Raw genomic sequence first — 25,016 nt, 5'->3', positions numbered from 1 at the left:
TTTTATCCTTATTCGTTCATTTCAACGGTGTATCGAGCACGATGATAAATCATAGCTCGTACTCGGAAGTCCGGTGTTCTGCTATTGAGGATTTGATAAATCAAGCGACCTTCTTTATCACTTGGCCAATTAATCTCAATTGGCTTCTGAAGTGCCAAGATTCGGTCAATAATAGGCTGCATTTTTGCAAGAATTTCCTCTTCACTCAATTGGAATAGGTCTTTTGGCAAAATAAATACATCTTCTGAGGCGTCTGGCACCCTGTCCTGCTTTGTTGCAGTCGCCTTAGGGGTCCCTTGAGCCCGCTTCTCAATACGAGCGACGCGATCGGCTGCAGTACTAATATTGGGATCATCCTGATTCACAAATCTCGCATTGTTCAAGTAGGTATAAGCGGTGTTAAAGTCCCCTCGACCTGCTGACACTATTGCCCAATCCAAATAGGTATCGACAATATTAGAGATACCTAAAATCGCTTCATAGTTGCCAGGATCTCGACCTAAGGCGATTTGGAAATACATGTTGGCATTGTCTTCTTCAGGGGTTAGTAAGCGACGCTCTGACAAAGCGTATTGACCCATTTTGATCAAGCGCATTGTCACCTTATCGGCCGCAGATACCACCTGAGCCTGGGGCTCAGGTTTAATATCATTTATTACTTCTGGAGTCGCTGGCTTCTGATCCACTTGCTTCTCTGACTCTGGAGCTTCCACTTGAACAGGAGCGGATACCGGTGCAGGCGTTGACGCACATGCCACTAAAAACATTGACGAAGTTAGCAATAAAAACGCTTTTTTAGACAAGATAACTCCTAGGTGTTTGGAAACTTCTAACTCGATTGGTAGTCTATAGCGCCTTCGACGCCGAAGAAACCTTCATTGTAAATGATAAATAGGCCCATGAATGCTGCGCCAGCTTTTTGCTCTCATTATCCTGACATACTCCTCACTGATCTTTGCATTCAGTATTAGTTCACCTTTTGGTTCCAGTAGCCAAGAGTTTTTACCCGTAGACCAGGCCTTCATTCTTTCGATTGACAGAGAAGACAACGGGCAGGTCATTGCCCATTGGGACATTGCCGAAGGCTACTACCTTTATAAACATCAGCTTAAGATACAACAGGAATCAGGGCCTGCCCTATCATTCGGTGACATTCCCTCAGGCACCGTTAAAGAAGACCCCTATTTTGGCACAGTAGAAGTGTTTCATGATCAACTAGAGATTCCCTTAAACGCTGCAGGGCTTTCCGCTGCGACGCAAATCGCTTTTTCAATTGGCTATCAAGGGTGTGCAGAGCGCGGACTTTGCTATCCCCCAGAGCTGGCCCCTATGTCAGCTGAGTTCGCCCCATTAAATACCCTAGCCCAAGGGCAAGCCCCTAAAGCCACACCAAAGGTGGCGTTATCTGGTGCGCAAAAAGTGATCCAACTCATGTCAGAAGCAAGCGTCATCAAGACCATCAGCATTATGATGGGCTTGGGATTGTTGCTTTCTTTTACACCCTGCGTACTGCCCATGGTGCCGATTGTCAGCGCTATTGTCGTCGGTAGTAAAGCAAGAGGCTGGACTGGATTAGGCCTCTCGTTTATTTATGTGCTGGGGATGGCTATCACCTATGCTCTAATCGGTGCCTTAGCAGGTTGGTTTGGTACTCAGTTAAACCTACAGGCAGCCTTACAAAACCCAGTGGTTTTAATGACGAGCGCAGTTCTGTTTGCCGTCTTAGCATTAGCCATGTTTGGCGTTTTTGAACTCCGCTTACCCAGCGCTCTTCAAGACAAACTCAACCATGTGTCAGGACAAACTCAACAAAGCCGCTCACGTCTATTTGGCATCTTCTGCACTGGAATGGTTGCAACCCTAGTCGTATCCCCATGTGTTTCTGCACCACTGGCTGGAGTCGTGCTTTACATTAGCTCCAACTCTGATCCCTTGTATGGTGCCTTGGCATTATTTGCCATGGGGTTAGGCATGGGGATTCCCTTACTCGTTGTAGGTGCCTTGGGCAGCACCGTTCTCCCTAAAAACGGCCCTTGGCTGGAAGACATCAAAAAACTAATGGGCTTTGGTATGTTAGCCATGGCAATTTGGCTGGCGACCCGTTGGCTGCCGTTGTCCACACACTTAGCCCTTTGGGGGTTATTGTCCCTAACCATTGCGGCCTATTTCCTTCATCGCGCCATCTCGGGCAACTCGCATCCGGTACGCTGGTTTGTTGGCTTGCTCACCTTAATTATCGCCATGCTGGAACTAGTGGGTGTAACCCTTGGCGAAACGAACCCAACAAAACCTTTGGGGGCAGTACGACAGCTATCAGAAGTCGGCACGAAAACAGCAACCCAAGTGCCCTACTACGCAAAAGTCACCTCTCTGGATGAATTCAAAGCCGTCTTAGAACAGAGCAACAAACCAGTGGTGGCTGACCTATACGCTGACTGGTGCATTAGCTGCAAGGTAACCGAAGAAGAGATATTTAAAGCGGCGGACATTTTACCCTTGCTAGAACAAGTTGCTTTTGTACAAGTAGATGTGACGGATAATACGGATGACAGCAAGGCCTTTTTGCAGGCGTTTAACCTTTACGGCCCTCCTTCCATGTTATTTTTCGATGAAACACAACAATCCGTAGAATCCCTAAAACTTATCGGGGAGCCAACGAAGCAGGAAGTATCTGAGCGTTTACAGGCCATTTTGTCACGCTAGAACACCCGCTGGATTACTACTGATCATTTTTCAAACATAATTGCAAGTTGCAGGTTTTTTACCCTCAAAACTGGACAAAATAGCGCTTTTTACTGATAATTTCCCGCTAATTAGAATTTTACGTGTTTGGGTAAATCTCCATGATGGATTTTCCCCAATTCACACCCAGCCTGCTTAGGAATTCATCCCCTTTGCAGAAATAGACTGATTATTTAGACACAACAAAGAGAGTCAACATGGACATTCGCAAAATCAAAAAACTAATCGAGCTACTTGAAGAATCCAACGTATACGAGATTGAGATCAAAGAAGGCGAAGAAGCAGTTCGAATCAGTCGTGGCGGTGCACCAGTTGCAGCTCCTCAAATGTACGCAGCACCTGCTCCTGTTGCAGCACCTGCGGCTCCGGCAGCAGCTCCAGCAGCAGAAGCTGACGCACCTGCAGCGATCTCTGGTCATACGGTAAACTCTCCAATGGTAGGTACTTTCTACCAGTCTCCAGCACCAGGCGCGAAATCATTTGTTGAAGTAGGCCAAAAAGTAAACGCTGGTGATACCATCTGTATCGTTGAAGCCATGAAGATGATGAACCAAATCGAAGCTGACAAATCTGGTACAATTGGCGCTATCCTTGTAGAAGACGGCGAGCCAGTAGAATTTGATCAACCGCTTGTTACCATCGTTTAATTCTTAGCCAAAGGTTTCGTCATGCTAGATAAAGTATTGATTGCTAACCGAGGCGAAATTGCACTGCGTATTCTTCGCGCTTGTAAAGAACTCGGTATCAAAACTGTCGCTGTCCATTCCAAAATTGACCGCGACCTATTACACGTTCGCCTTGCAGATGAATCCATCTGTATCGGACCAAACCCATCAAAAGACAGCTACCTGAACATTCCTGCACTGATCAGTGCAGCGGAATTGACAGACACGTCTGCGATCCATCCAGGTTACGGCTTCCTAGCAGAAAACGCAGACTTCGCTGAGCAAGTTGAGCGTTCTGGCTTTGCCTTCATTGGCCCTCGTGCTGAAACCATTCGCCTAATGGGTGACAAGGTGTCTGCGATCAAGGCAATGCGTGAAGCAAACGTACCGACTGTACCAGGCTCAAACGGCCCAGTACCATCTGACCCAGATGAGTGTATGCGTATTGCACGTGAAATCGGTTACCCAGTAATCGTTAAAGCCGCTGCAGGGGGGGGTGGTCGTGGTATGCGCGTTGTTCACAACGAAGCCAGCTTACTAAAATCCATCAGCGTCACTCAATCTGAAGCGGGATCTTACTTCGGTGACAGCACGGTTTACATGGAGAAATTCCTAACAAACCCACGTCACGTTGAAGTTCAGGTACTGGCTGATGGCCAAGGTAATGCGGTTCACCTATACGACCGTGACTGCTCTCTACAGCGTCGTCACCAAAAAGTTCTTGAAGAAGCCCCTGCTCCACTACTAGATGAAGAGTCCCGCGCTCAATGTCTACAAGCCTGTGTGGATGCTTGTATCAAGATTGGTTACCGTGGTGCCGGTACCTTCGAATTCCTATACGAAGACGGCCGTTTCTACTTTATCGAAATGAACACTCGTGTTCAGGTAGAACACCCTGTAACAGAAATGGTTACTGGTATCGACATCGTTAAAGAACAGCTTCGTATCGCAAGCGGCTTACCATTGTCCATCACTCAAGCAGATGTGAAACTGAAAGGCCATGCTGTTGAAGCACGTATCAACGCTGAAGATCCTAAGACCTTCATGCCAAGCCCTGGTAAAGTGAACTACTTCCACGCCCCTGGCGGTATGGGTGTACGAGTTGATTCTCATCTTTACAGCGGCTATTCAGTGCCACCTACATACGACTCCATGATCGCAAAAGTTATCTGTTTTGCGGACACTCGTGAAGGTGCTCTTAAACGCTTAGAGGTTGCACTGGATGAGACCTTCGTTGATGGCATCAAGACCAACATCGATCTTCAGAAGAGCCTAGTAACGGATGGCAACTTCATCGCCGGTGGCGTGAACATCCATTACCTAGAGAAGAAACTCGGACTTTAATCGGTTCGCTTACTACACCTCCGTCCGGAGGTGTAGTACCCTCCTTATTTGCATGTACAATCAGACTTTCTAACAGTCACAACTGGACGATTACCTAATGCCTTGGTTGCAAATTCGCGTTCATACAACGCCTGATCACGTTCCGTCTTTTGAAGACTCACTCCTTGAATGCGGTGCCCTAGTGGTGACCTTTGAAGATGTTCACGATGATCCGGTATACGAACCCGATCTCAACACCACTCCCCTTTGGAAGCATACCCGCGTAACCGGGCTGTTCGAAGCTGACGCAGATCTTGAACACATTAGTAGTGTTGTGACCCATAAAGCCGAACACCTAGGTCAATCGAACATAGATCTTAAGATTGAAATTCTTGAAGACAAAGACTGGATTCGAGAATGGATGGACAGCTACCACCCTATCCAATTTGGCAAACGCCTTTGGGTTTGCCCAAGCTGGCGCGAAGTCCCAGACGAAAATGGTGTTAATCTGATCCTTGACCCAGGGTTAGCGTTTGGCACCGGCACACACCCTACCACGGCACTGTGCTTAGAGTGGCTTGACGCCATCGACTGCCAAGATAAGAGCATTATTGATTACGGATGTGGCTCAGGCATTTTAGGGATTGCAGGACTCTTGCTGGGAGCAAGCAATATGGTTGGCATCGACATCGACCCACAAGCCGTAGAAGCCACCCAAGCAAACGCAGAGCGCAACCAAATCACGCCAGATCGCTATGAAGTTAAATTGCCACCTTATGACAGCAATGTGGAAGCAGACATCGTGGTCGCCAACATCCTTGCCGGCCCCTTAGCAGAGCTTTCAGGCACCATTTCCAAACTGGTCAAACCCGGTGGTCTTTTGGCATTATCTGGTATATTGGAAAGCCAAGCCCACTCTGTCGTCGAGGCTTACAAACCTTGGTTTAAAATTGAATCCATCACGGAAAAAGAAGAATGGGTTCGCATTGTAGCGAAGAAGCTATAACGCTGTAAGGAAGTTCACACCCTATGTCAGAAAGCATGATCACTTGTTGTCCTAAATGCTCCACCACATTTCGAGTTACTGAAGACGTACTAAAAATGGCCAAAGGCAAAGTACGCTGTGGTCAATGCTTTCACATCTTTACCGCAGAACCACTCCCAAGCACCCCAAAACCCATTAACAAAGAGCAACCAGCCCCTGTTGCGGCTCCCGAGCCACAAACATACCAGCCATCTGCCCAGAAAACCGCTCCGACAGCCCAAACAGCTCCCACGGAAACAATCAACCACGATGGCACACCGGATCCGGACTGGCTTAACACCCTTTTTAATGAAAGCGATCTAGAGCCCTACACTCCTCCGACGCCTAAAGAACCACAGAAGAAACAAGCCCCTGAGCCCGTTATTGAAGCTGAAACGGACAGTGACCTAGCCCCCTGGGAACTGGAACTAGCAGAGTTGGAAGAGCAGTTTACGACTGGCAATCTACCTCAAGAGCCCGTTTTTAGCGAGCGCTTAAAAGCTCCCCAAAACGAAGAAAAATCTCCTTCAAAGCAAGAGAAAAACCAAGCTACTGAATTCTCTGCATCCAAAACAGACCCAGAACCTGACTACATGCAGGCATTACATTCTCTTGCCCAAGACATTTCTAAACAGGATTCTTTATCGGATAGCGAATACGCCTCAAAAGAATCTATCAAGCAATTGGCAGCAGAATACAGTCTCGCCTCATTAACGGAAGCGGACCAAGCCACTGCACCGAGCAAAAGCCGCTGGGGCTGGTTATGGGGCATGGGCATTCTACTTGCCATAGCAGCACTGATTGCTCAAATCAGCATGGCTTTTTTTGAACAAGGTAGCCGATCACCAGAGTTCCGAGGTGTTTATCGTGTCGCTTGTTCATACTTAGGCTGCACCCTACCAGCATTCGAGGACATTTCAGCCATTAGCATTGAGCATGTACGAGTGCAAAGTCATCCCACCGAAGCAAACACTCTTCAGGTCAATGCCATCATGACCAACACCAGCCACTACGCGCAACCCATGCCAAAACTCGCCCTAGAGTTCTACGATCTCAATGGTAAGCCCGTGGCAGCACGCTTATTTGCGCCCCAAAATTATCTACATAGAGACTTTTTAGACATAACCTACATGCCCCCAAGCACCCCGATTCATATCGTGATTCCAATCCAGGACCCTGGCGCTCGAGCCGTCACCCATCAAATTAAGGCGTACTCTAGCGACACTCGCTCCTACTAATTGTGCATTTCCCTCGGACATTGAAAATAAGCACAAAAAATAGCCAATTTCCCAGTTGTCAAGACTTCAAAAAAGCGAAGTCCCTAGGTATTATTCACGCCCGCTCGACGGTGTAGCAGATCTTTAACAATAGATTCGGTATTTAGACATATCATGGCCTTTAGCATTGGCAATTACAGCATTGAAAAGCCCGTTATCCTTGCCCCTATGGCAGGCGTAACAGACTTACCTTTTCGACGCCTTTGCCATCAGCATGGCGCAGGTTTGGTGGTCTCAGAAATGGTCACATCGGATGTCCGTTTATGGGATACCACAAAAAGCAAAATGCGCTTGGTTCACGATGCTGAGGTATCCCCTCGTTCTGTACAAATTGCCGGCTCAGACCCTAAGATGATGGCCCAAGCAGCGCAACAAAACGTCGCCCTTGGTGCCCAAATCATTGATATCAATATGGGCTGTCCAGCAAAGAAAGTCTTGAACAAAGCGGCTGGCTCAGCCCTTTTACGAGATGAGCCTCTAGTCAAACAAATACTCGAATCTGTCGTAAGTAGCGTTGATGTTCCTGTGACATTAAAAATTCGTACTGGCTGGTCATTAGATGAGCGCAACGGCATCGAAATCGCTCGCATTGCCGAGCAATCAGGTGTTCAAGCATTGGCCGTTCATGGTCGTACTCGTGCCTGCAAGTTTAAAGGCGAAGTCGAATACGACACCATTGCTAAGATCAAACAATCTATCGGTATTCCCGTTTTTGCCAATGGCGACATTAATGATGCCAAGCAAGCCAAATACGTATTGGACTATACCGGAGCTGACGCCGTCATGATTGGACGTGCAGCCCAAGGGCGACCTTGGATATTTCAAGAGATCAATCACTACTTACAGCACGACGAATTGTTACCAGCGCCAACGAGCGAGGCAGTGAGAACAATTGTCCTTAGCCATGTTCAAGCACTGCATGAATTTTATGGCTCACACATGGGGACACGTATCGCACGCAAGCACGTAGGCTGGTATCTGCAAACACTGGACGACACAACACCATTTCGCAGCCAGTTTAATCGCATCGAAGATGCACAAGAACAGCTCGATCTGTTGAACGAATTCTTTGCTTCTAAGTAAATCTAGAAGCATCTCTGGTAAATGAATACCAATACGCAGAGAGCTTTGCGTATCAGTATTCAACAATGGTTAGCTTTATAAATAGAAGGTTATTCTGTGGTAGATCAAACACATACTCAAACGTTTCAAACGGCTTCTTCTGAGCAAGCGCAAACCCTACGTGACAACGTAGAAAAAGCGCTGCAAAACTACTTTGCTCATCTAGATGGCCAACCGGTAACAGACTTGTACCAACTAGTGTTAGCAGAGGTTGAGGCGCCTTTGCTAGAGTCCGTAATGAACTACACTAAAGACAATCAAACCAAAGCGTCGGCAATCCTAGGTCTTAACCGTGGCACCCTACGCAAAAAACTGAAACAGTACGGTATGCTGTAACAAAAAAGGGCGAATACGCCCTTTTTTCGTTTTACCTGTTCCCCAAATTTTATTGACGTTAATCACATTGCGAGAAGCATAATGGCAAACTCAACCACAACCCCTATCAAACGCGCCCTGATCAGCGTATCCGACAAAACAGGCATTGTTGAATTCGCACGAGACTTGGCTAGCCAAGGCGTAGAGATCCTTTCTACTGGCGGCACTTACAAACTTTTGCTGGAAAGCAAGGTACCGGCGATTGAGGTCTCCGACTACACAGGCTTCCCTGAAATGATGGACGGTCGCGTTAAGACGCTTCACCCAAAAGTACACGGTGGCATCCTAGGACGTCGTGATATCGATGGCGCCATCATGCAAGAGCATGGCATCCAAGAAATCGACATGGTTGTGGTCAACCTTTACCCATTCGAAGCGACCATCGCACGCCCAGACTGCGATCTTCCAATGGCGATTGAAAACATCGACATCGGTGGACCAACCATGGTTCGCTCTGCGGCGAAAAACCACAAAGACGTGGCAATCGTTGTGGACCCTGCCAGCTACACAGACATTCTAGCTTCCCTAAAAGAAAACGGCGGCCTAACCTACGACCAGCGTTTTGATCTAGCTGTCAAAGCGTTTGAGCATACGTCTAACTACGATGGCAACATCGCTAACTTCTTAGGCAAGAAAGTCGAAGGCGGCAGTGAAGACTTCCCTCGCACATTCAACTTGCAATTCAACAAGCAAGAAGAAATGCGTTACGGCGAAAACCCGCACCAAAAAGCGGCTTTCTACGTGGAAGCTAACCCACAAGAAGCCTCTATCAGCACGGCTAAACAGCTGCAAGGTAAAGCGCTTTCTTACAACAACATCGCTGACACTGACGCAGCCCTTGAGTGTGTTAAGAGCTTCCAAGAGCCTGCTTGTGTGATCGTAAAACACGCTAACCCATGTGGTGTTGCAACAGCGGCCAACCAGCTTGAAGCCTACGACCTAGCCTTCAAAACGGACCCGACCTCTGCATTCGGCGGCATCATCGCCTTCAACCAAGAGCTTACTGCTGAAACAGCACAAGCGATTGTTGATCGTCAATTCGTTGAAGTTATCATCGCACCTAAAGTTAGCCCAGCGGCCCTTGAAGTGGTTGCCGCTAAACAAAACGTTCGCCTTCTAGAATGTGGTGAGTGGTCAACTGACAAACCCGCTGCACTAGATTACAAACGCGTTAATGGTGGCCTATTAGTTCAAGACCGCGATGACGGTGCCATCGAACTTGGCGATCTAAAAGTGGTTTCTAAGCGTCAGCCTTCTGAAGAAGAACTAAAAGATCTTCTATTTGCATGGAAAGTTGCGAAATTCGTGAAATCTAATGCCATTGTTTACACTAAGAACGGCCAAACAATTGGTGTAGGTGCTGGCCAAATGAGCCGTGTTTACTCTGCTAAAATCGCAGGCATCAAAGCCGCTGACGAAAACCTTCAAGTGGAAGGTTCTGTTATGGCATCTGATGCCTTCTTCCCATTCCGCGATGGTATTGATGCGGCGGCTGCGGCAGGTATCACAGCGGTGATTCAGCCTGGTGGCTCTATGCGTGACGATGAAGTCATTGCGGCAGCAGACGAAGCAGGTATGGCCATGGTCTTTACTGGCATGCGCCACTTCCGCCACTAATTTAGCGAAGGAATTGAAATGAAAGTTCTTATTATAGGTAACGGTGGCCGCGAACATGCCCTAGCATGGAAGGCTGCCCAATCCGCAGACGTAGAAACGGTTTTTGTCGCACCAGGTAATGCTGGCACAGCCCTTGAAGCCAAAGCCGAAAACGTCAACATCGGCGTAGAAGACATCGATGCGCTTGTTGCATTCGCAAAGGATAACCAGATCGGCCTTACTATTGTTGGCCCAGAAGCACCGCTAGTCATCGGTGTTGTGGACGCCTTTGATGCGGCAGGCCTGCCTATCTTTGGCCCAACACAAGCTGCAGCACAACTGGAAGGCTCTAAAGCGTTTACCAAAGACTTCTTGGCACGTCACGAGATCCCAACCGCGGAATACGGTAACTTTACTGATATCCCTTCTGCCGTGGCGTACATCAAAGAAAAAGGCGCACCAATCGTTGTGAAAGCTGACGGTCTTGCGGCAGGTAAAGGCGTTATCCTTGCTCAAACTGAAGCAGAAGCCATCGCTGCTGTAGAAGACATGCTAGCGGGCAATGCTTTTGGTGATGCGGGTTCTCGTGTAGTGGTTGAAGAATTCCTAGTAGGCGAAGAAGCCAGCTTCATCGTTATGGTTGACGGCGAAACCGTTCTGCCAATGGCCTCTAGCCAAGACCACAAAGCTCGTGACAATGGTGATACAGGCCCAAACACTGGCGGCATGGGAGCTTACTCTCCTGCACCTGTGGTAACACCTGAAATCCATGATCGCATCATGAATGAAGTGATTATGCCAACCGTAAAAGGCATGAACGCCGAAGGCAACCGTTACCGTGGTTTCCTATACGCAGGCGTCATGGTGGCCCAAGACGGTACCCCTAAGGTGCTTGAGTACAACTGTCGCTTTGGTGACCCTGAAACTCAGCCAATTATGATGCGCCTACGTTCTGATTTGGTCAGCATGTGTTTGGCGGCCATTAATGGCGAGCTTGAATCTGTTGAAGCAGATTGGGACCCACGTGCTAGCCTAGGTGTTGTCCTTGCAGCAGGCGGCTACCCAGCAGCCTACAACAAAGGCGATGTGATCTCTGGCCACGATGCGTCTTTGCCAGAACACCAAAAAGTATTCCATGCGGGTACCACTTCAAAAGATGGCCAAGTGGTCACCAATGGTGGTCGCGTCCTCTGTGCAGTGTCTCTTGGTGAGACCGTTGCCGAAGCACAAGCGGGTGCTTACGACGTGGTTAAACAAGTGACTTGGGACAAGGTTTACTTCCGTACAGACATCGGCCACCGCGCTGTGTCCCGCGAACAAGCGAAATAAATCATTTAAGCCAAATGTCAAAAGGGCCGCTATTTGCGGCCCTTTTTATTGAATTTGAAGTTGTCTTCGAAGCCGTTACTTCTTTAATCCCGCTTCTTTTTTATCTAACCAAGCTTTGAATTTTTTACCCACCTCAAGCACGATTAGGCCAAATATCACGCCCCCCATCCATTCAAAATCCAGCAAAAAGCCCACGGCCCCCAGCATGCCGTATAGGTAAAGCAGATTTGTCCTAACTTTTCCCTGATGAACTCGGGTAAACCAAGTGATCACAAGCAATGCAATGCACCATAAGACGTAGTACTCCACCAATATTGGATATAGCATTTGTCACCCTAACTAGTTAATAATGTAGGCCTCAGGGAGGCTCTTTTGATTAGACACTTTTTATCTGCGCTTATTTTACTCGCTCTGACCATGTTAACCAATACGGCACTTGGGGTCCCACGGATGGCTCTGGTGGACGATCTTCATCAGCATGTAAACATTGGTGATGTGGGGAGCTATTATATTGATGAAACGGGGCGCATGACCCTGAATGACGTGGATAGTGACGCCATACTTAAACGCTTTATCCCTCTCAATGACCCTTTTATACAATTTGGTGTTGTAGAAGGTAATGTGTGGTTACGGGTGGACATTGCCCAAAAAGTCTCTCAGGGCCACCCTACGGTTTTACACATCAAAGCACCACGACTGCAATCCATTGAGATTTATGCTCCCACCCTAAGCAGCCAAATCATTTACAGCGCAATGGGCGAAGCATTACCTTTTAGCAATCGCATGATCCAATATCCGGATTATATTGTCCCTTTACCGGTCAATGCACCACCGGTCTTTACCCTCTACCTAAAACTGTCTTCACGCTCCCCGATCAACTTGATCGCTGAGATCAAAACCCTGTCAGGGCTTGCCGTTGACACGCAAGTCGACACGCTTATTACGGGGTTTATGTTTGGGGTGCTGTTGCTCTTGTTCATTAGCAACATCTTTTTTTATGTAAAAACCCATCACCCTATGTACCTAATCTATGGCGCAATGCTCGTATGTATTGTCTGTTTGCACTCAGCCCTCCATGGTTTAATTTTTCAGTTATTTCCTAGTTATGTCGGCCTGCAAGAACGCATTTACAACCTCTCCGCACTGGGAGCTGCAGCCATCATCACCTATTTCTCAAGGCTGTATTTAGAAACTAAAACCTATTTACCTAGAATTGATCGAGCCCTATTAGCTCTGGGGTTCTTTAACATCGGACTTGGGGTGGTGTTTGCCTTTGCCCCAGAGCAGCTCAGCGTCAAAATACTGTCGCTGTGCGCATTCATGACGTTAGCAGGTCTACTGTGTGTGTCCCTCTATGCCATTTATAAGCAAGTACCCTATGCATGGCATTACCTGGTAGCGCGATTAACGCTTACTGTTGGCCATACGGCTTGGATACTCAGCCTATATGGCGTGTCACCCAACATTATCTGGTTTGAATGGGGATTAACGGTCTCCTTTATTTTGGAAGCCTTAATCCATTTTGTTGGCATCATTACGCGCCTTAAGCCCTTACTTATTGGCAATGCCAAATCCGAATCCATTGTCGATCAACAAAATGATGTATTGGATGACATTGCCGCTCGATTGCGCCGCCAGACTTCTATGATCAATGCCCATCAAAAAAGCCCTGATCCACAAAGCCAGGCCCATATTAAACGCGCCCAAAGCAACCTAGAATACCTATCTGAGCGAATCCAAGTTCTTAATCAGGTACAGTTGGGAAGCTCGCCGGAGCAAACTAATACTTCACTGAACCTCCAATTGCTGATAGATCGTGCAGAATCTAACTTTAGACAATTGGATCAAGATCGCACTGATATCGAGCTAATCACGCACAATGCAACCACTTGGGAGCTGTACAAAAACACACCTCTGATTAGCCACCTCTACTTTACTATCTTGGATGAATTTAAACACTTCACCGACCAAACTCTCACGGTGACAAGCTCAATTCAAAGCAATGATCGAGAGGGGAGCAAAACCCTTAATATTGTCGTGCGACCTATTACAAGCACCGTCCAAATTAACGACCCAAACGGCTTAGGTATGCGTTATTTTAATGATGTCCTTGATGCCTTAGAAGGGGAAGCAGAGCTTACTGGAGTCGGGCGAAACCGAACCTTGTCTATTAATCTGCCTATCTATGCTCGTTATATTCACCCGAGCGAATTAACACAAAAAACCCACACGGAAGAAGTCAGCCTAGTCATCGTTGGGCAAGACTCTGAGCTTTTAACTCATACGCAAGAATACCTAACAGGAAAACTGTTTGTAATGTCCCATATTGACCAAGTAGATGACATTCACAGCTTACTTAGGTACCGCTCAAAGAACACTAAACTACTTGTGCTATTGTTTGATGATCAAGTGAATTTTGGCGCATCGGATTTGTCGAGCTTCATCAGAGAACTGCAAGATGATGACCACTGCCTATTAATTTCAAATACCATTAAAATGTCGTCAAAACATGCTCGAGCATTAGGCTTTGATAGCTACATCACTCACACCCAAATAGAGTCCAAACTAATCACCGAGCTGGAAAGGTTAATGTGAGTTTGCCATTGCGAAAGATCAATGGATACTGACATCCATATTGAGAAAAGCGCTTCACAGTTCGATAATGTACACATGACTAGGAGATTCCATGGATTGCTTATTCTGCAAACTTGTTAACGGCGACATCCCCGCCACTATTTTGTACCAAGATGACGATGTCATTGCATTCGAAGACATCGCACCACAAGCGCCAACACATTTTCTTGTGATCCCCAAAAAACACATTACAACACTCAACGACATCACCCTAGAAGACGCTCCGGTCATTGGTAAACTGCCCTTAGTAGCCGCCCAGGTGGCGAAAGAAAAAGGCATTGCTGAAGACGGTTACCGTGTTGTGATGAACTGCAACGAAATGGGAGGCCAAACGGTTTACCATATTCATATGCACGTACTGGGCGGTCGCGACATGACTTGGCCTCCAGGCTAAACAGGAAAACCCATGATACGACTCAACAGATTAGATAAAGCCGTTTTACAGCTAGATAGAGCGTTACAAACCTTGGTGCCAAACGCTGCAACATCCGCGCGGCCTTCCCCTGCCCTATCGCAGTTGGACGCCGAGCTGACGCCTGAACAAACCAAGCATGCCACAGGCTTGATGCGTATCAACCATACGGGAGAAGTGTGCGCTCAGGCCTTATATGCGGGCCAAGCCACCACAGCAAAACTAGAGACTGTCCGTGAGGAAATGGAGCACGCAGCAGACGAAGAAATTGATCACCTAGTATGGTGTGAGCAGCGTTTGTATGAATTGGGAAGCCGCCCAAGTGTTTTAAATCCATTGTTTTATGGGGCCTCCTTCTGCATCGGCGCAGGGGCTGGATTGATCAGCGATAAACTCAGCCTTGGGTTCGTTGCCGCCACAGAAGACCAAGTGTGCCTTCACCTAGATAAGCATATGGAAGCCCTCCCAGCCGAGGATCAACGCTCTCGATCCATCTTAGAGCAAATGCACATAGACGAAGCAAAACATCGCCAGATGGCATTGGATTCTGGGGGCTACCAGTTCCCACAACCTGTAATGAAGATCATGACCCAAATTTCGAAAGTTATGACGTTCTCAACTTACCGGATTTAATACTATGAATCGCGACCTACAATCCTTACGCCGGGATTACCAATTTGATGACCTGACCGAAGCCGCAGCGGGTGATGACCCGCTAGCACTGTTTGATACTTGGTTGGATACCGCCATCGATGCTTGCCCAGATGATCCAACAGCCATGATGTTAAACACGGTGGACAGCAACAACAAACCCCATAGTCGCATTGTGCTGCTGAAACAGCGCCAAGGAGATGGCTTTAGCTTTTTCACCAACTATGACAGCAGTAAAGGCACTGACATTGCCAACAACCCAAACGTAGCGCTGACATTTTTTTGGCCAGCTTTATCTCGCCAAGTTCGTATTGAAGGAACCGCTACGAAAGTGGATCGCGCGGTCTCCGAAGCCTACTTCGCTACTCGCCCAAAAGGGAGCCAACTGGCGGCATCGGTTTCGCGACAAAGCAAAGTCATTGACTCCCGTGCAGTCCTCACTGAAGAGTTCAGCAAGCTTGAGCAAACCTTTGCCGACCAAGAAGTGCCTTGCCCACAAAACTGGGGCGGGTACACGGTCAAAGCAAATTTAATTGAATTCTGGCAAGGTCGTCCCAGCCGTCTTCATGATCGTATCGTATTCGAAGCAACGGATAACGGATGGCAGAAGTCACGCAAAGCCCCTTAAGGGGCTTCTTTAACATTCAGCTGTCTTACAAGAGATGGGAAGCAACGGCTTGCATCTCTTTGTCATGTGGGGCTGCTAAGCTCCTTATCTCAACGATCGACTAAGGATCCCCATTGCCAGCCCATCGCCTCGACATGAAACGCTCATCACTATTAGATGCTTATCGTGGACTTGCTGTGCTACTGATGATGGTGTTCCATTTCTGTTGGGATCTGAAAACCTTCGGCTATATGAGCTACTCCCTACAAGATCCCTTTTGGGTCGCTTTTCGCTACGTGATCCTAACCTTATTTTTAAGCGCCGTTGGCTGGTCCAGCTATGTTGCTGTTCAAGGGAGCCAAGCCCCCCATAAATTTCTATTAAACCTGTCAAAAATAGGACTGTCAGCCATTGCGATTTCAATTGGCAGCTACTTGGCACTTCCTAATCAATGGATTTTTTTTGGCATTTTACATTTCATCTTTTTAGCCGCTATTTTGGTACGCCCTTTTGCTGTGCATCCCATCATTGGATGCACTCTTGGGGTGGGAATTGTCGTGGCTACCTATGCCACCCCAGAATTTGACCCGAGCATCATCCGCTCTTGGTTCACCGAGCAAGGGGCCCCCAGATATACCCTCGACTACATTAGTCCTCTCCCTTGGACTGGCGTAGTCTTGATTGGCCTGATTCTTGGATACTATAAGGTCGAACATTTAGCGCTACCTAAATGGCTGGAATTAAAGTGGATCTGTTATCTAGGACGACACGCTTTAGTCGTCTACCTCACCCATCAATTGGTACTTTATCCACTGGTGGCAGGGGTCCATCTGATCAGCAACTGATCAGTATTTAAACAGCCAGAAATCACTTAAAAAAAAAGAAAAAATATCTCCTAAAGGCTTGCTTTTGACTCGTTTCAGAAACGAGAGGGATAGACATGTAAGTGAACACTTCAACCACTCTTTAGGTCAAAAAATCAAACTTTTGCAACTCTTGATTTTAATGGGATTCAGCACTATTGTTCGTCACATCAAATGACAAATTACACTACATCTAGTATCAAGCAGTGATTCTAAATACTATATACAGTATATTCACAGGATTACGACAGGAATGGGAATCTAAGGCATGAGCACTCTTACAGTTACAAAGCGTAACGGAACCACTGAGAACATTAACCTTGATAAAATCCACAAGGTTGTCACTTGGGCGGCTGAAGGATTAGACAATGTCTCCGTTTCCCAAGTTGAGCTAAAAGCTCAAATTCAATTCTTTGAAGGGATTCGCACAACAGACATTCACGAAACATTAATCAAATCTGCTGCGGACCTTATCTCTGAGGACGCTCCGGATTACCAGTACCTAGCGGCTCGCCTAGCCATTTTTCACCTGCGTAAGAAAGCCTTTGGTGAATTTGAGCCACCGCACCTGCAGGCCCATGTACAAAATCTCGTTGAACAAGGTCGTTACGACAGCCAGATCTTGGAGTACTACACCACAGAAGAGCTAGATACTATTAATGGCTTTATCGATCACTCCCGTGATATGAACTTCTCCTATGCGGCCGTTAAACAACTAGAAGGTAAATATCTGGTTCAAAACCGTGTCACTGGTGATATCTACGAAAGCCCACAATTTATCTACATTCTTGTAGCAGCGTGTTTGTTCGCTGAATATGAAAGCAGCCAACGTTTAGATCTTATCAAACGCTTCTACGATGCGGTTTCCCAATTCAAATTGTCTTTGCCGACACCGATCATGTCAGGCATCCGCACTCCAACTCGCCAGTTCAGTAGCTGTGTGTTGATTGAATGTGGCGACTCACTTGACTCCATCAATGCCACGTCGAGCGCCGTCGTTAAATACGTCAGTCAACGTGCCGGTATTGGTATCAATGCTGGTGCCATCCGTGCGCTGGGCAGCCCAATTCGTGGCGGTGAGGCATTCCATACTGGCTGTATCCCGTTTTACAAGCACTTCCAGACAGCTGTGAAAAGCTGTTCCCAAGGGGGTGTACGTGGTGGCGCAGCAACAGTGTTCTACCCTATTTGGCACCTTGAAGTAGAAAGCCTTCTAGTGCTGAAAAACAACCGTGGTGTAGAAGAAAACCGTGTCCGTCATTTGGACTATGGCGTTCAGTTCAACCGTCTGATGTACCAGCGCTTGATCAAAGGTGGCAACATCACTCTGTTCAGCCCATCTGATGTACCAGGTTTGTACGATGCCTTCTTTGCTGACCAAGAAGAATTCGATCGCTTGTACGAAATGTACGAAGCCGATGACAGCATTCGCAAACGCTCCATGAAAGCTTCTGAGCTGTTCACCCTATTTGCTTCTGAGCGTGCGAGCACTGGCCGAATATACCTACAGAACGTTGACCACTGTAATACACACAGTCCGTTCGATCCGAAGGTTGCACCGGTTAAACAAAGTAACTTGTGTCTTGAGATTGCTCTGCCAACCAAGCCATTGAATAAGATCGACGATCCAGAAGGTGAAATCGCCCTATGTACTTTGTCGGCTTTCAACTTGGGTGCCCTAGAGAACCTAGACGAACTAGAAGAGCTTTCTGAGCTTATCGTTCGTGCCCTAGACAGCCTATTGGATTACCAGAACTACCCTGTTCCAGCAGCGCAACGTGCCACTGAACAGCGTCGTACATTAGGCGTTGGCGTTATCAACTACGCTTACTACCTTGCCAAAAACGGTGTCCGCTACTCCGATGGCAGCGCTAATGAGCTGACCCATAAAACGTTTGAAGCGATTCAATACTTCCTATTGAAAGCCTCTAACAAGCTGTCTAAAGAATTTGGTCCTTGCCTTGGTTTTGACGAGACAACCTATGCCAAAGGTATTCTGCCAATCGATACATACAAGAAAGATCTGGATGCTATTGTGTCTCCTGAACTTTACTACGATTGGGAAACTCTTCGTACCGAGATCAAAACACATGGCTTGCGTAACTCAACACTGACAGCGCTTATGCCTTCTGAGACGTCTTCTCAGATCAGTAACGCCACTAATGGTATCGAGCCACCACGAGGTTTCGTTTCTGTTAAAGCCAGTAAAGACGGAATCCTGAAGCAGGTTGTACCTGAGTTCGATCGCCTTAAACAAAACTACGAATTGCTTTGGACCATTCCAAGCAACGATGGCTACCTACAATTGGTTGGCATCATGCAAAAATTCGTAGACCAAGCAATCTCAGCGAACACCAATTATGACCCGCAGAAATTCGAGTCTACTAAGGTGCCTATGAAGCTGATTCTGAAAGACCTGTTGACCGCTTATAAACTAGGCGTTAAAACTCTGTACTACCACAACACACGTGATGGTGCAGACGATCAACAAGACGACATGAATGACTGTGCTGGCGGCGCATGTAAGATCTAAATCACCCGGCCCTGCGTACCTTTGTACGCAGGGCATTTTTCCGCCCAGAATATTTTATTTTTAATGGTTTGAAATACGCCTTTTAAGGACCTCTTTCATCAATGAGTTACTCTACTTTTAATCGCAAAAAATTTGATAGCCTTCAAGAACCCATGTTTTTTGGCGAAAACGTCAACGTTGCACGTTACGACCAACAAAAACACCCTATCTTTGAAAAGCTTATAGAAAAGCAGCTGTCATTCTTTTGGCGCCCAGAAGAAGTAGACCTTTCTAACGACCGTAAAGACTTCCTGAAGCTTGCTGAACACGAGCAGCATATCTTCTTGAGCAACCTAAAGTACCAGACACTACTAGACAGTGTTCAGGGCCGCTCACCAAACGTTGCTCTACTGCCTATTGTTTCTCTACCAGAGCTAGAAACTTGGATCGAAACCTGGTCCTTCTCTGAAACCATTCACAGCCGCTCTTACACGCACATCATTCGTAATATCGTCAACGATCCGACTAAAGTCTTTGACGACATCATCGTTAATGAAGAGATCGCAAAACGTGCTGTCAGTGTGTCTAAGTTTTACGACAACCTGATTGAGATGGTGAACCTTTACAACACCTTAGGGGAAGGTACCCATGAGGTACCAGAGAAAGGCCCAGTTGAAGTGACCATGTACACCCTGAAAAAGGCACTGTACTTGACCCTAGCGTCTGTCAACGTGCTAGAAGCCATCCGCTTCTACGTGAGCTTTGCGTGCAGCTTCGCCTTTGCAGAGCGTACCCTAATGGAAGGTAATGCAAAAATCATTAAACTGATTGCACGTGACGAAGCCCTTCACCTAAACGGCACCCAGCATATGCTGAACCTTATGGCGGCAGGTCGTGATGATCCAGAGATGGCCACCATTGCCCAAGAATGCCAACAAGAAGTCGCTGAGATCTTCATCGAAGCCGCACAGCAAGAAAAAGATTGGGCAACTTACCTTTTCAAAAACGGTTCAATGATCGGTCTAAACGCTCAGATCCTAGGTCAGTATGTTGAATACATCACCAATGTTCGTATGCAAGCCATTGGTTTGGAGCCGTACTTTGAAACCAAGAACAACCCAATCCCATGGATCAATGCATGGCTTGTGAGCGACAATGTTCAAGTTGCACCACAAGAAGCAGAAATCAGCTCTTACTTGGTCGGCCAAATCGACAACGATCTAGATGAGACGGATTTTGACGACTTCGACCTCTAATACAGAACACGAAGATCGCCCCGTACACCGGGTACTACTCGGGAAGAAGCAAATTCTCGTCACCGAAGACGAAGCGCTTCTTCCCCAGCTTGAAAGGGCTGGGGTGCTAGTGGAGTACCAATGTCGTGAAGGGTATTGCTCCTCTTGCGCCATCAAGTTGCTTTGGGGCAAGGTACACTACCCTATTGAGCCCCTTGCATGGGTGCAAAGTGGGTACATGTTGGCCTGTTGCGCCATTGTTAAAAGTGATATTGAAATCGCCTTTTTCTAAGGCGATTTTTGTTCTGCCTGACTAACCGTGCGATAAGCCGCCAAGATGCGGGTCACAGTGGTAATCAAACAAAGAATACCAAAGCCTATTGCAAGATACGCAAAGTATTGCGGCAATAGACACATGACCACAAAAAACGCGATGGTTTCCGCGCCTTCCGTAATCCCACCTAAAAAATACAAAGACTTCTTACCGTATTCCAAGGTGGTTATGCCGTGCTTTTCCGCCATGATAGCAAAGGCCAAAAAGCTGCTACCTGTCCCCATAAAGCTGAAAATCAAAAAGCTGGCAGCCAACGCATTGGTTGCAGGATTTGCCAAGGCAAAGCCCAGTACCACCCCAGAGTAGAAAATAAAATCCAACACTATGTCCAAATAGCCGCCCGCATCGGTCGTGCCTGAGAGCCTTGCTACCGCCCCATCGACCCCATCCAAGACTCGATTCAACAGAATGGCAAACAACGCCCATAGATACGCCTCAAGGCTAATGGCCAGCACTCCCATCATGCCAATAACAAATCCTACCAAGGTCACCTGATCTGCTCGTACACCATAGCGTACCAACAGGTTGGCCACCCTTCTTAATGGCTTATGTGTGAGTGGCATTAAATACTTATCAAACACGAAATCTATCCTTTATCTATCGGTGCGAATTATTAGACGAGTTTGATACCATATTGTCACACCATTGCTTACCTCTAAGGGAAATTTAATGATTCATGCAAAACAATATGGCAGCGATAAACCTGCTTTGGTTGTCCTCCACGGCTTATTTGGCAATGCAGACAACTGGCACTCCCTTGCGCAAAAGTGGCAGGAAGATTTCACCGTATATTGTTTAGACCTGCCAAATCATGGCAAATCTTCCAACCTCTCTCCTGTGTCATACAAGAAAATGGCGGCCGAGATCAACAGCTGGATGGAGGAACAGTCATTAGAGAACATCTTTTTGCTTGGACACTCCATGGGAGGTAAGGTGGCCATGCAGTTGACCCACGATTTCCCTGAGAAGATCAAAAAGCTGATTGTGGCCGATATTGCACCAGTGGATTACCAAGCCAGCCATTTAGAGATATTTAAGGGGCTGACTGAGATTAACGAGCAACACCCCCATAGCCGTAAGGAAGCGGATCAAATCCTAGCGCCCCATGAAGAAAACATGGGCGTGCGTCAGTTTCTTCTGAAAAACCTGCAACGGGGTGACGAAGGCTTTTATATCCACTTAGGTTTAGAGGAACTGAAAGAAGGCTATGACAGCATACTCGCCAAGCCAGAAATAGACAAAGCAACAGACACAAGCACCCTATTCATCAAGGGAGAGCATTCCCCTTATATCCAAGCCAAGTTCCAAGAGCAAACGCTCGCACTCTTTCCCAATGCCAGTGTGAAGATGATTCCCGACACGGGTCACTGGCTGCATGCGGAAAAACCTGTACCTTTTGCAGGCTTAGTAAAGCGGTTCCTCACAACCTGATTCAGGGCACACCCCAAACTCGCTTAGCAGGAAAGCATCCGTTGGCAACACCAACCCATACATCCTAATGAGGTATGGGTTAAACACCACTTGAAGACCTGCTGGGTAAGCGGGTGGCAGTAATCGGGAGCTTTGTTCGAAACTCTGAAGCTGATCCGCTACGGCTTCAAGCTTTCGTGACGTACTGCTGTATAAGGCAAACAATGCCCCCGCTTTCACCAACTGAAGGGAATGGGCTGAAAACAATTTTTTCTTTTGAAACATTAGACGAATGGCGTCTTTTGAGAACTGACTGTCGAACAACTCTGAGTCATAAACCGACATCACCAAATCAGACTCTTCTAACGCGCTACTGAGAGATCGCAAGGAGGCTGCTCGCCCTTCTTCCACCGCAACAAAATTCACTTCACGCCCCAAACGCTCTGCTTCCACTCGAATGACTTCGGTCTGAACAGGTAGCGCTTTACTGTAAATAAAAGCGATCGGAGAACGCCCTTCCCAAAAAGAATTAAGCACCTGCAGTCGCAATGCAACCGGCGCTCCAGAAAACACAGCACTGGCTTGCCCAATGCAGGATTCGGCGGCAGAGTAAAACTCCTCTTCACCAACAAACACCGCAATCACATTGGGAATATTAGGCTGCTCGCAAACAGTTTTGAAACTTGAGAGCCCTACTGCCATGACCACATCGTCCGGATCGAAGGGACGCTTTACATCCCTGAGAACACTCACGGATAAGTCGAAATTAGATTCGAAATTTAACGCCAACACATGGGCAACCGTCTCTCTTCCTTCATGGTAGACGTAGGTTTGCCCTTGCACTGAAGCAAAACTTAAACAGCTTATGAGTATGAGAATAATCCGTTTCATCATCTCTCGATTTATTTAAAAATTTAAATTGGCGAACAAGTAATATCTTGTCCGATTACTCGAAATATTGTTTTTTCTAATATATGAATTTTCATCCAGCCGTTTACTCCCCCCTAAACCAGCACTGAAATCAATCTTTTCATTAGAAACCTTATAGGCAAGCCAAGTATTTAATAACTTGTAGTCATACTCCGCCATATCTTCTCCATAAATATAGCTGGTATTAAACCAAATGTTTTCGTGTAGCGGTGCACTTATGAACAAGGTCGTAACCAATGGCGCTACAGTCACCAATAACTTTTCTTCTTCCGTCTGGGTATCTTGGTAGGCAGCGGTCGCTCGGACCATGGCCCCATTGGAATGGCGCCAATCCACCTCAAACTCTACCCCTTCAATGTCTGCATCATAAGTGTAGCCACGACTTAAACTACCGTCCGCCACAGCATCTTCGTATTTTTTAGTGGAGGGCACCAGCTTACGCAGCTCTTCCCGATAGAAGGATAGATCATAGGTCAAACCCAAACGGGGTACATGCTGAAAATAGCCAATTTCATAGGAGGTAATCTCTTCCGCCTCTTCTCCTGATGCATTCGCTGGTATCGAGCGTATCCCATTGAATACATAAGACCATTGGGCCTGCTGGTCATACAAATCTGGCGTACGATACGCTTTTGATACATTGGCTCGAATGGAAGCCTGTGGGGTTAGTTTAAGGGTGGCACCCAATTGCGGCGAAACATATTCTCCCGTTAACTTACTGTGCTCCCACATGACACCGCCATTGATAATCAATGGATCTAAAGCACGATAACTTAAGTTAGAAGAAGCTCTGAGAAGCTCTTCCGTATAACCGCCGTTAAAGTATGTCTTTGAATACACTTCGTCCTGACGATAAGACAAGGTATTCACAAACCGATAATCATGATTAGGGGTCCAAGTACTTTGCAACTCAATATCATGGCGGGTTTCTTTTAAGTCTGTGACCAAGTCCCCATAATAAATAGTACTGTTATCAACGCTCTGCCCAAACAGCGTGTTGAGGACAATCCCAGCCACGCCAATATCATGGGTTTCTACCTGATCAGATTTTTCATAAAAATATTGAGCTTTTAGTGTGTGTTCCGGGGACAGCACCCCTTCCCATGCCGTCTTGAAGTGCTCCCGTTGATAATCTAACTCAGGCTCATCGTCCACATAGGACACCCCTGTGGTTCGAATTTTGCCCACCACCGCATCCAATTGAGTGACCCCTAGGTCAAAATCAATGGTTTGCTTCTCATCTTCATACACGACCAGCACGTTACCGGTACTGCGCTCATGGCCGTCTTGGCGCGCATTGCCATCAAAGTCTTCTTCATACCCCGCCACATAGCCTTTTGAGCCGGACGCTCGAACACTCCAGTTATCCTTGATCGCACTGTGCTGGGCATACAGTCTCGAATCAAAACCATCTGCGGAATACTGCCCCATGCCATGACTGATATTCACACTTGAACCAAGTGTTTCAAGAGGGCTTCGGGTAATAATGTTAATGACCGCTAGAAAGGAGTTCACACCGTAACTGGAGGCATTAGGACCACGGTTGACCTCAATACGCTCTATGTCTTCAACATTCACAGACAGAGCAGCCCAATCCACACGTGCATAAGCTGAACTGTAAACCGAGCGGCCATTAACCAGTACTTGGATCCGTCGATATCGGTCTAACTCAGTACCATGGAACACCGCAATCTTATCGTAAGAATTAGAATAAGGGCCGACAAAAAAACCAGGAACAAAAAACAGTAGGTCTTCCACATATTGGATGTTCGTCCGACGAATGAACTCTCCATCTAAAATAGACAAGGTCGAAGACACTTCTACCCGAGGTTGCTCCACTTTTGCAGGGGTCACTACTACCGGGATATCTTCAAAAATTAAGCTATCAAGGCTATCAAGACCTTCAAGCTCCTGAGCAGTACCAGTGGTCACTATGAAACCCAAAAAGAGTCCAAATAGTTTACGAGTCATATCA

The 25,016-nt window shown here is 47.0% G+C and carries 23 protein-coding genes; 18 read left to right on the top strand and 5 right to left on the bottom strand.

Annotation, left to right across the window (positions count from 1 at the left end; all coding sequences use genetic code 11):
• Window positions 1-8: 8 nt before the first annotated feature.
• Complete coding sequence (locus ACZ5DR_RS11025) at window positions 9-803, bottom strand: hypothetical protein (RefSeq protein ID WP_377369286.1); 795 nt, start codon at window positions 801-803, stop codon at window positions 9-11.
• Window positions 804-903: 100 nt separating this feature from the next.
• Between ACZ5DR_RS11025 and dsbD the strand changes: the two genes are divergently transcribed.
• The 9 genes from dsbD to purD all read left to right on the top strand — a co-directional run bounded on the left by dsbD (window position 904) and on the right by purD (window position 11,453).
• Window positions 904-2,703 (top strand): protein-disulfide reductase DsbD, encoded by a 1,800-nt coding sequence (dsbD, locus tag ACZ5DR_RS11020; RefSeq protein WP_377369284.1) that lies wholly within the window; start codon window positions 904-906, stop codon window positions 2,701-2,703.
• Window positions 2,704-2,939: 236 nt separating this feature from the next.
• Complete coding sequence (accB, locus tag ACZ5DR_RS11015) at window positions 2,940-3,389, top strand: acetyl-CoA carboxylase biotin carboxyl carrier protein (RefSeq protein WP_377369282.1); 450 nt, start codon at window positions 2,940-2,942, stop codon at window positions 3,387-3,389.
• A 21-nt stretch (window positions 3,390-3,410) separates the two neighbouring features.
• Window positions 3,411-4,751 (top strand): acetyl-CoA carboxylase biotin carboxylase subunit, encoded by a 1,341-nt coding sequence (gene accC / locus ACZ5DR_RS11010; RefSeq protein WP_377369280.1) that lies wholly within the window; start codon window positions 3,411-3,413, stop codon window positions 4,749-4,751.
• A 97-nt stretch (window positions 4,752-4,848) separates the two neighbouring features.
• On the top strand, window positions 4,849-5,736 hold the full coding sequence (gene prmA, locus ACZ5DR_RS11005) for a 50S ribosomal protein L11 methyltransferase (RefSeq protein ID WP_377369278.1): 888 nt from the start codon (window positions 4,849-4,851) through the stop codon (window positions 5,734-5,736).
• Window positions 5,737-5,759: 23 nt separating this feature from the next.
• On the top strand, window positions 5,760-6,992 hold the full coding sequence (locus ACZ5DR_RS11000; protein WP_377369276.1) for a zinc-ribbon and DUF3426 domain-containing protein: 1,233 nt from the start codon (window positions 5,760-5,762) through the stop codon (window positions 6,990-6,992).
• 153 nt (window positions 6,993-7,145) lie between these two features.
• Window positions 7,146-8,114 carry a tRNA dihydrouridine synthase DusB gene (gene dusB / locus ACZ5DR_RS10995; RefSeq protein WP_452600467.1) on the top strand — a complete coding sequence of 323 codons (969 nt, stop codon included), beginning with the start codon at window positions 7,146-7,148 and terminating at the stop codon, window positions 8,112-8,114.
• A gap of 96 nt (window positions 8,115-8,210) precedes the next feature.
• Entirely contained in the window at window positions 8,211-8,489 is a 279-nt protein-coding gene (gene fis / locus ACZ5DR_RS10990; RefSeq protein ID WP_377369274.1) for a DNA-binding transcriptional regulator Fis, read from the top strand.
• Window positions 8,490-8,570: 81 nt separating this feature from the next.
• Window positions 8,571-10,145: a bifunctional phosphoribosylaminoimidazolecarboxamide formyltransferase/IMP cyclohydrolase gene (gene purH / locus ACZ5DR_RS10985; protein WP_377369272.1), complete on the top strand. Its 1,575-nt coding sequence runs from the start codon at window positions 8,571-8,573 to the stop codon at window positions 10,143-10,145.
• Between the two features lie 18 nt (window positions 10,146-10,163).
• Window positions 10,164-11,453, top strand: a complete 1,290-nt coding sequence (gene purD / locus ACZ5DR_RS10980) for a phosphoribosylamine--glycine ligase (protein ID WP_377369270.1) — start codon at window positions 10,164-10,166, stop codon at window positions 11,451-11,453.
• A gap of 75 nt (window positions 11,454-11,528) precedes the next feature.
• On the opposite strand, the gene ACZ5DR_RS10975 is transcribed toward purD, so the two are convergent.
• Window positions 11,529-11,780 carry a hypothetical protein gene (locus tag ACZ5DR_RS10975; protein WP_377369268.1) on the bottom strand — a complete coding sequence of 84 codons (252 nt, stop codon included), beginning with the start codon at window positions 11,778-11,780 and terminating at the stop codon, window positions 11,529-11,531.
• Between the two features lie 45 nt (window positions 11,781-11,825).
• On the opposite strand from ACZ5DR_RS10975, the gene ACZ5DR_RS10970 reads away from it, so the two are divergent.
• The 8 genes from ACZ5DR_RS10970 (at window position 11,826) to yfaE (ending at window position 20,659) form a co-directional block, all read left to right on the top strand.
• Window positions 11,826-14,048, top strand: a complete 2,223-nt coding sequence (locus ACZ5DR_RS10970) for a 7TM diverse intracellular signaling domain-containing protein (protein ID WP_377369266.1) — start codon at window positions 11,826-11,828, stop codon at window positions 14,046-14,048.
• A 91-nt stretch (window positions 14,049-14,139) separates the two neighbouring features.
• Window positions 14,140-14,481, top strand: a complete 342-nt coding sequence (locus ACZ5DR_RS10965) for a histidine triad nucleotide-binding protein (protein ID WP_377369264.1) — start codon at window positions 14,140-14,142, stop codon at window positions 14,479-14,481.
• 12 nt (window positions 14,482-14,493) lie between these two features.
• Window positions 14,494-15,132 (top strand): 2-polyprenyl-3-methyl-6-methoxy-1,4-benzoquinone monooxygenase, encoded by a 639-nt coding sequence (gene coq7, locus ACZ5DR_RS10960; protein ID WP_377369262.1) that lies wholly within the window; start codon window positions 14,494-14,496, stop codon window positions 15,130-15,132.
• Between the two features lie 4 nt (window positions 15,133-15,136).
• Window positions 15,137-15,778 carry a pyridoxamine 5'-phosphate oxidase gene (gene pdxH, locus ACZ5DR_RS10955; RefSeq protein WP_377369260.1) on the top strand — a complete coding sequence of 214 codons (642 nt, stop codon included), beginning with the start codon at window positions 15,137-15,139 and terminating at the stop codon, window positions 15,776-15,778.
• Window positions 15,779-15,891: 113 nt separating this feature from the next.
• Window positions 15,892-16,602, top strand: a complete 711-nt coding sequence (locus ACZ5DR_RS10950; RefSeq protein WP_377369258.1) for a heparan-alpha-glucosaminide N-acetyltransferase — start codon at window positions 15,892-15,894, stop codon at window positions 16,600-16,602.
• 286 nt (window positions 16,603-16,888) lie between these two features.
• Complete coding sequence (gene nrdA / locus ACZ5DR_RS10945; RefSeq protein ID WP_377369256.1) at window positions 16,889-19,153, top strand: class 1a ribonucleoside-diphosphate reductase subunit alpha; 2,265 nt, start codon at window positions 16,889-16,891, stop codon at window positions 19,151-19,153.
• Window positions 19,154-19,254: 101 nt separating this feature from the next.
• Window positions 19,255-20,388: a class Ia ribonucleoside-diphosphate reductase subunit beta gene (gene nrdB, locus ACZ5DR_RS10940; RefSeq protein WP_377369254.1), complete on the top strand. Its 1,134-nt coding sequence runs from the start codon at window positions 19,255-19,257 to the stop codon at window positions 20,386-20,388.
• A complete protein-coding gene (gene yfaE, locus ACZ5DR_RS10935; RefSeq protein WP_377369252.1) occupies window positions 20,369-20,659 on the top strand; it encodes a class I ribonucleotide reductase maintenance protein YfaE in 291 nt (96 codons plus the stop codon). The genes nrdB and yfaE overlap by 20 nt, the downstream gene beginning before the upstream one ends.
• Here the strand turns inward: yfaE and ACZ5DR_RS10930 are convergent.
• Window positions 20,656-21,282, bottom strand: coding sequence for a CDP-alcohol phosphatidyltransferase family protein (locus ACZ5DR_RS10930; RefSeq protein WP_377369250.1), 627 nt, complete (start codon window positions 21,280-21,282; stop codon window positions 20,656-20,658). The two genes, yfaE and ACZ5DR_RS10930, sit on opposite strands and share 4 nt — an antisense overlap.
• Before the next feature lie 88 nt (window positions 21,283-21,370).
• Between ACZ5DR_RS10930 and ACZ5DR_RS10925 the strand changes: the two genes are divergently transcribed.
• A complete protein-coding gene (locus ACZ5DR_RS10925) occupies window positions 21,371-22,132 on the top strand; it encodes an alpha/beta fold hydrolase (protein ID WP_377369248.1) in 762 nt (253 codons plus the stop codon).
• Here ACZ5DR_RS10925 and ACZ5DR_RS10920 read toward each other — a convergent pair.
• Window positions 22,106-23,005, bottom strand: a complete 900-nt coding sequence (locus ACZ5DR_RS10920; RefSeq protein ID WP_464543541.1) for a hypothetical protein — start codon at window positions 23,003-23,005, stop codon at window positions 22,106-22,108. The two genes, ACZ5DR_RS10925 and ACZ5DR_RS10920, sit on opposite strands and share 27 nt — an antisense overlap.
• Before the next feature lie 12 nt (window positions 23,006-23,017).
• Window positions 23,018-25,012: a TonB-dependent receptor plug domain-containing protein gene (locus tag ACZ5DR_RS10915; protein WP_377369245.1), complete on the bottom strand. Its 1,995-nt coding sequence runs from the start codon at window positions 25,010-25,012 to the stop codon at window positions 23,018-23,020.
• Window positions 25,013-25,016 lie beyond the last annotated feature (4 nt).

The organism is Marinomonas vaga, from assembly GCF_055388305.1.
This window is presented reverse-complemented; position numbering and strand designations above follow the sequence as displayed.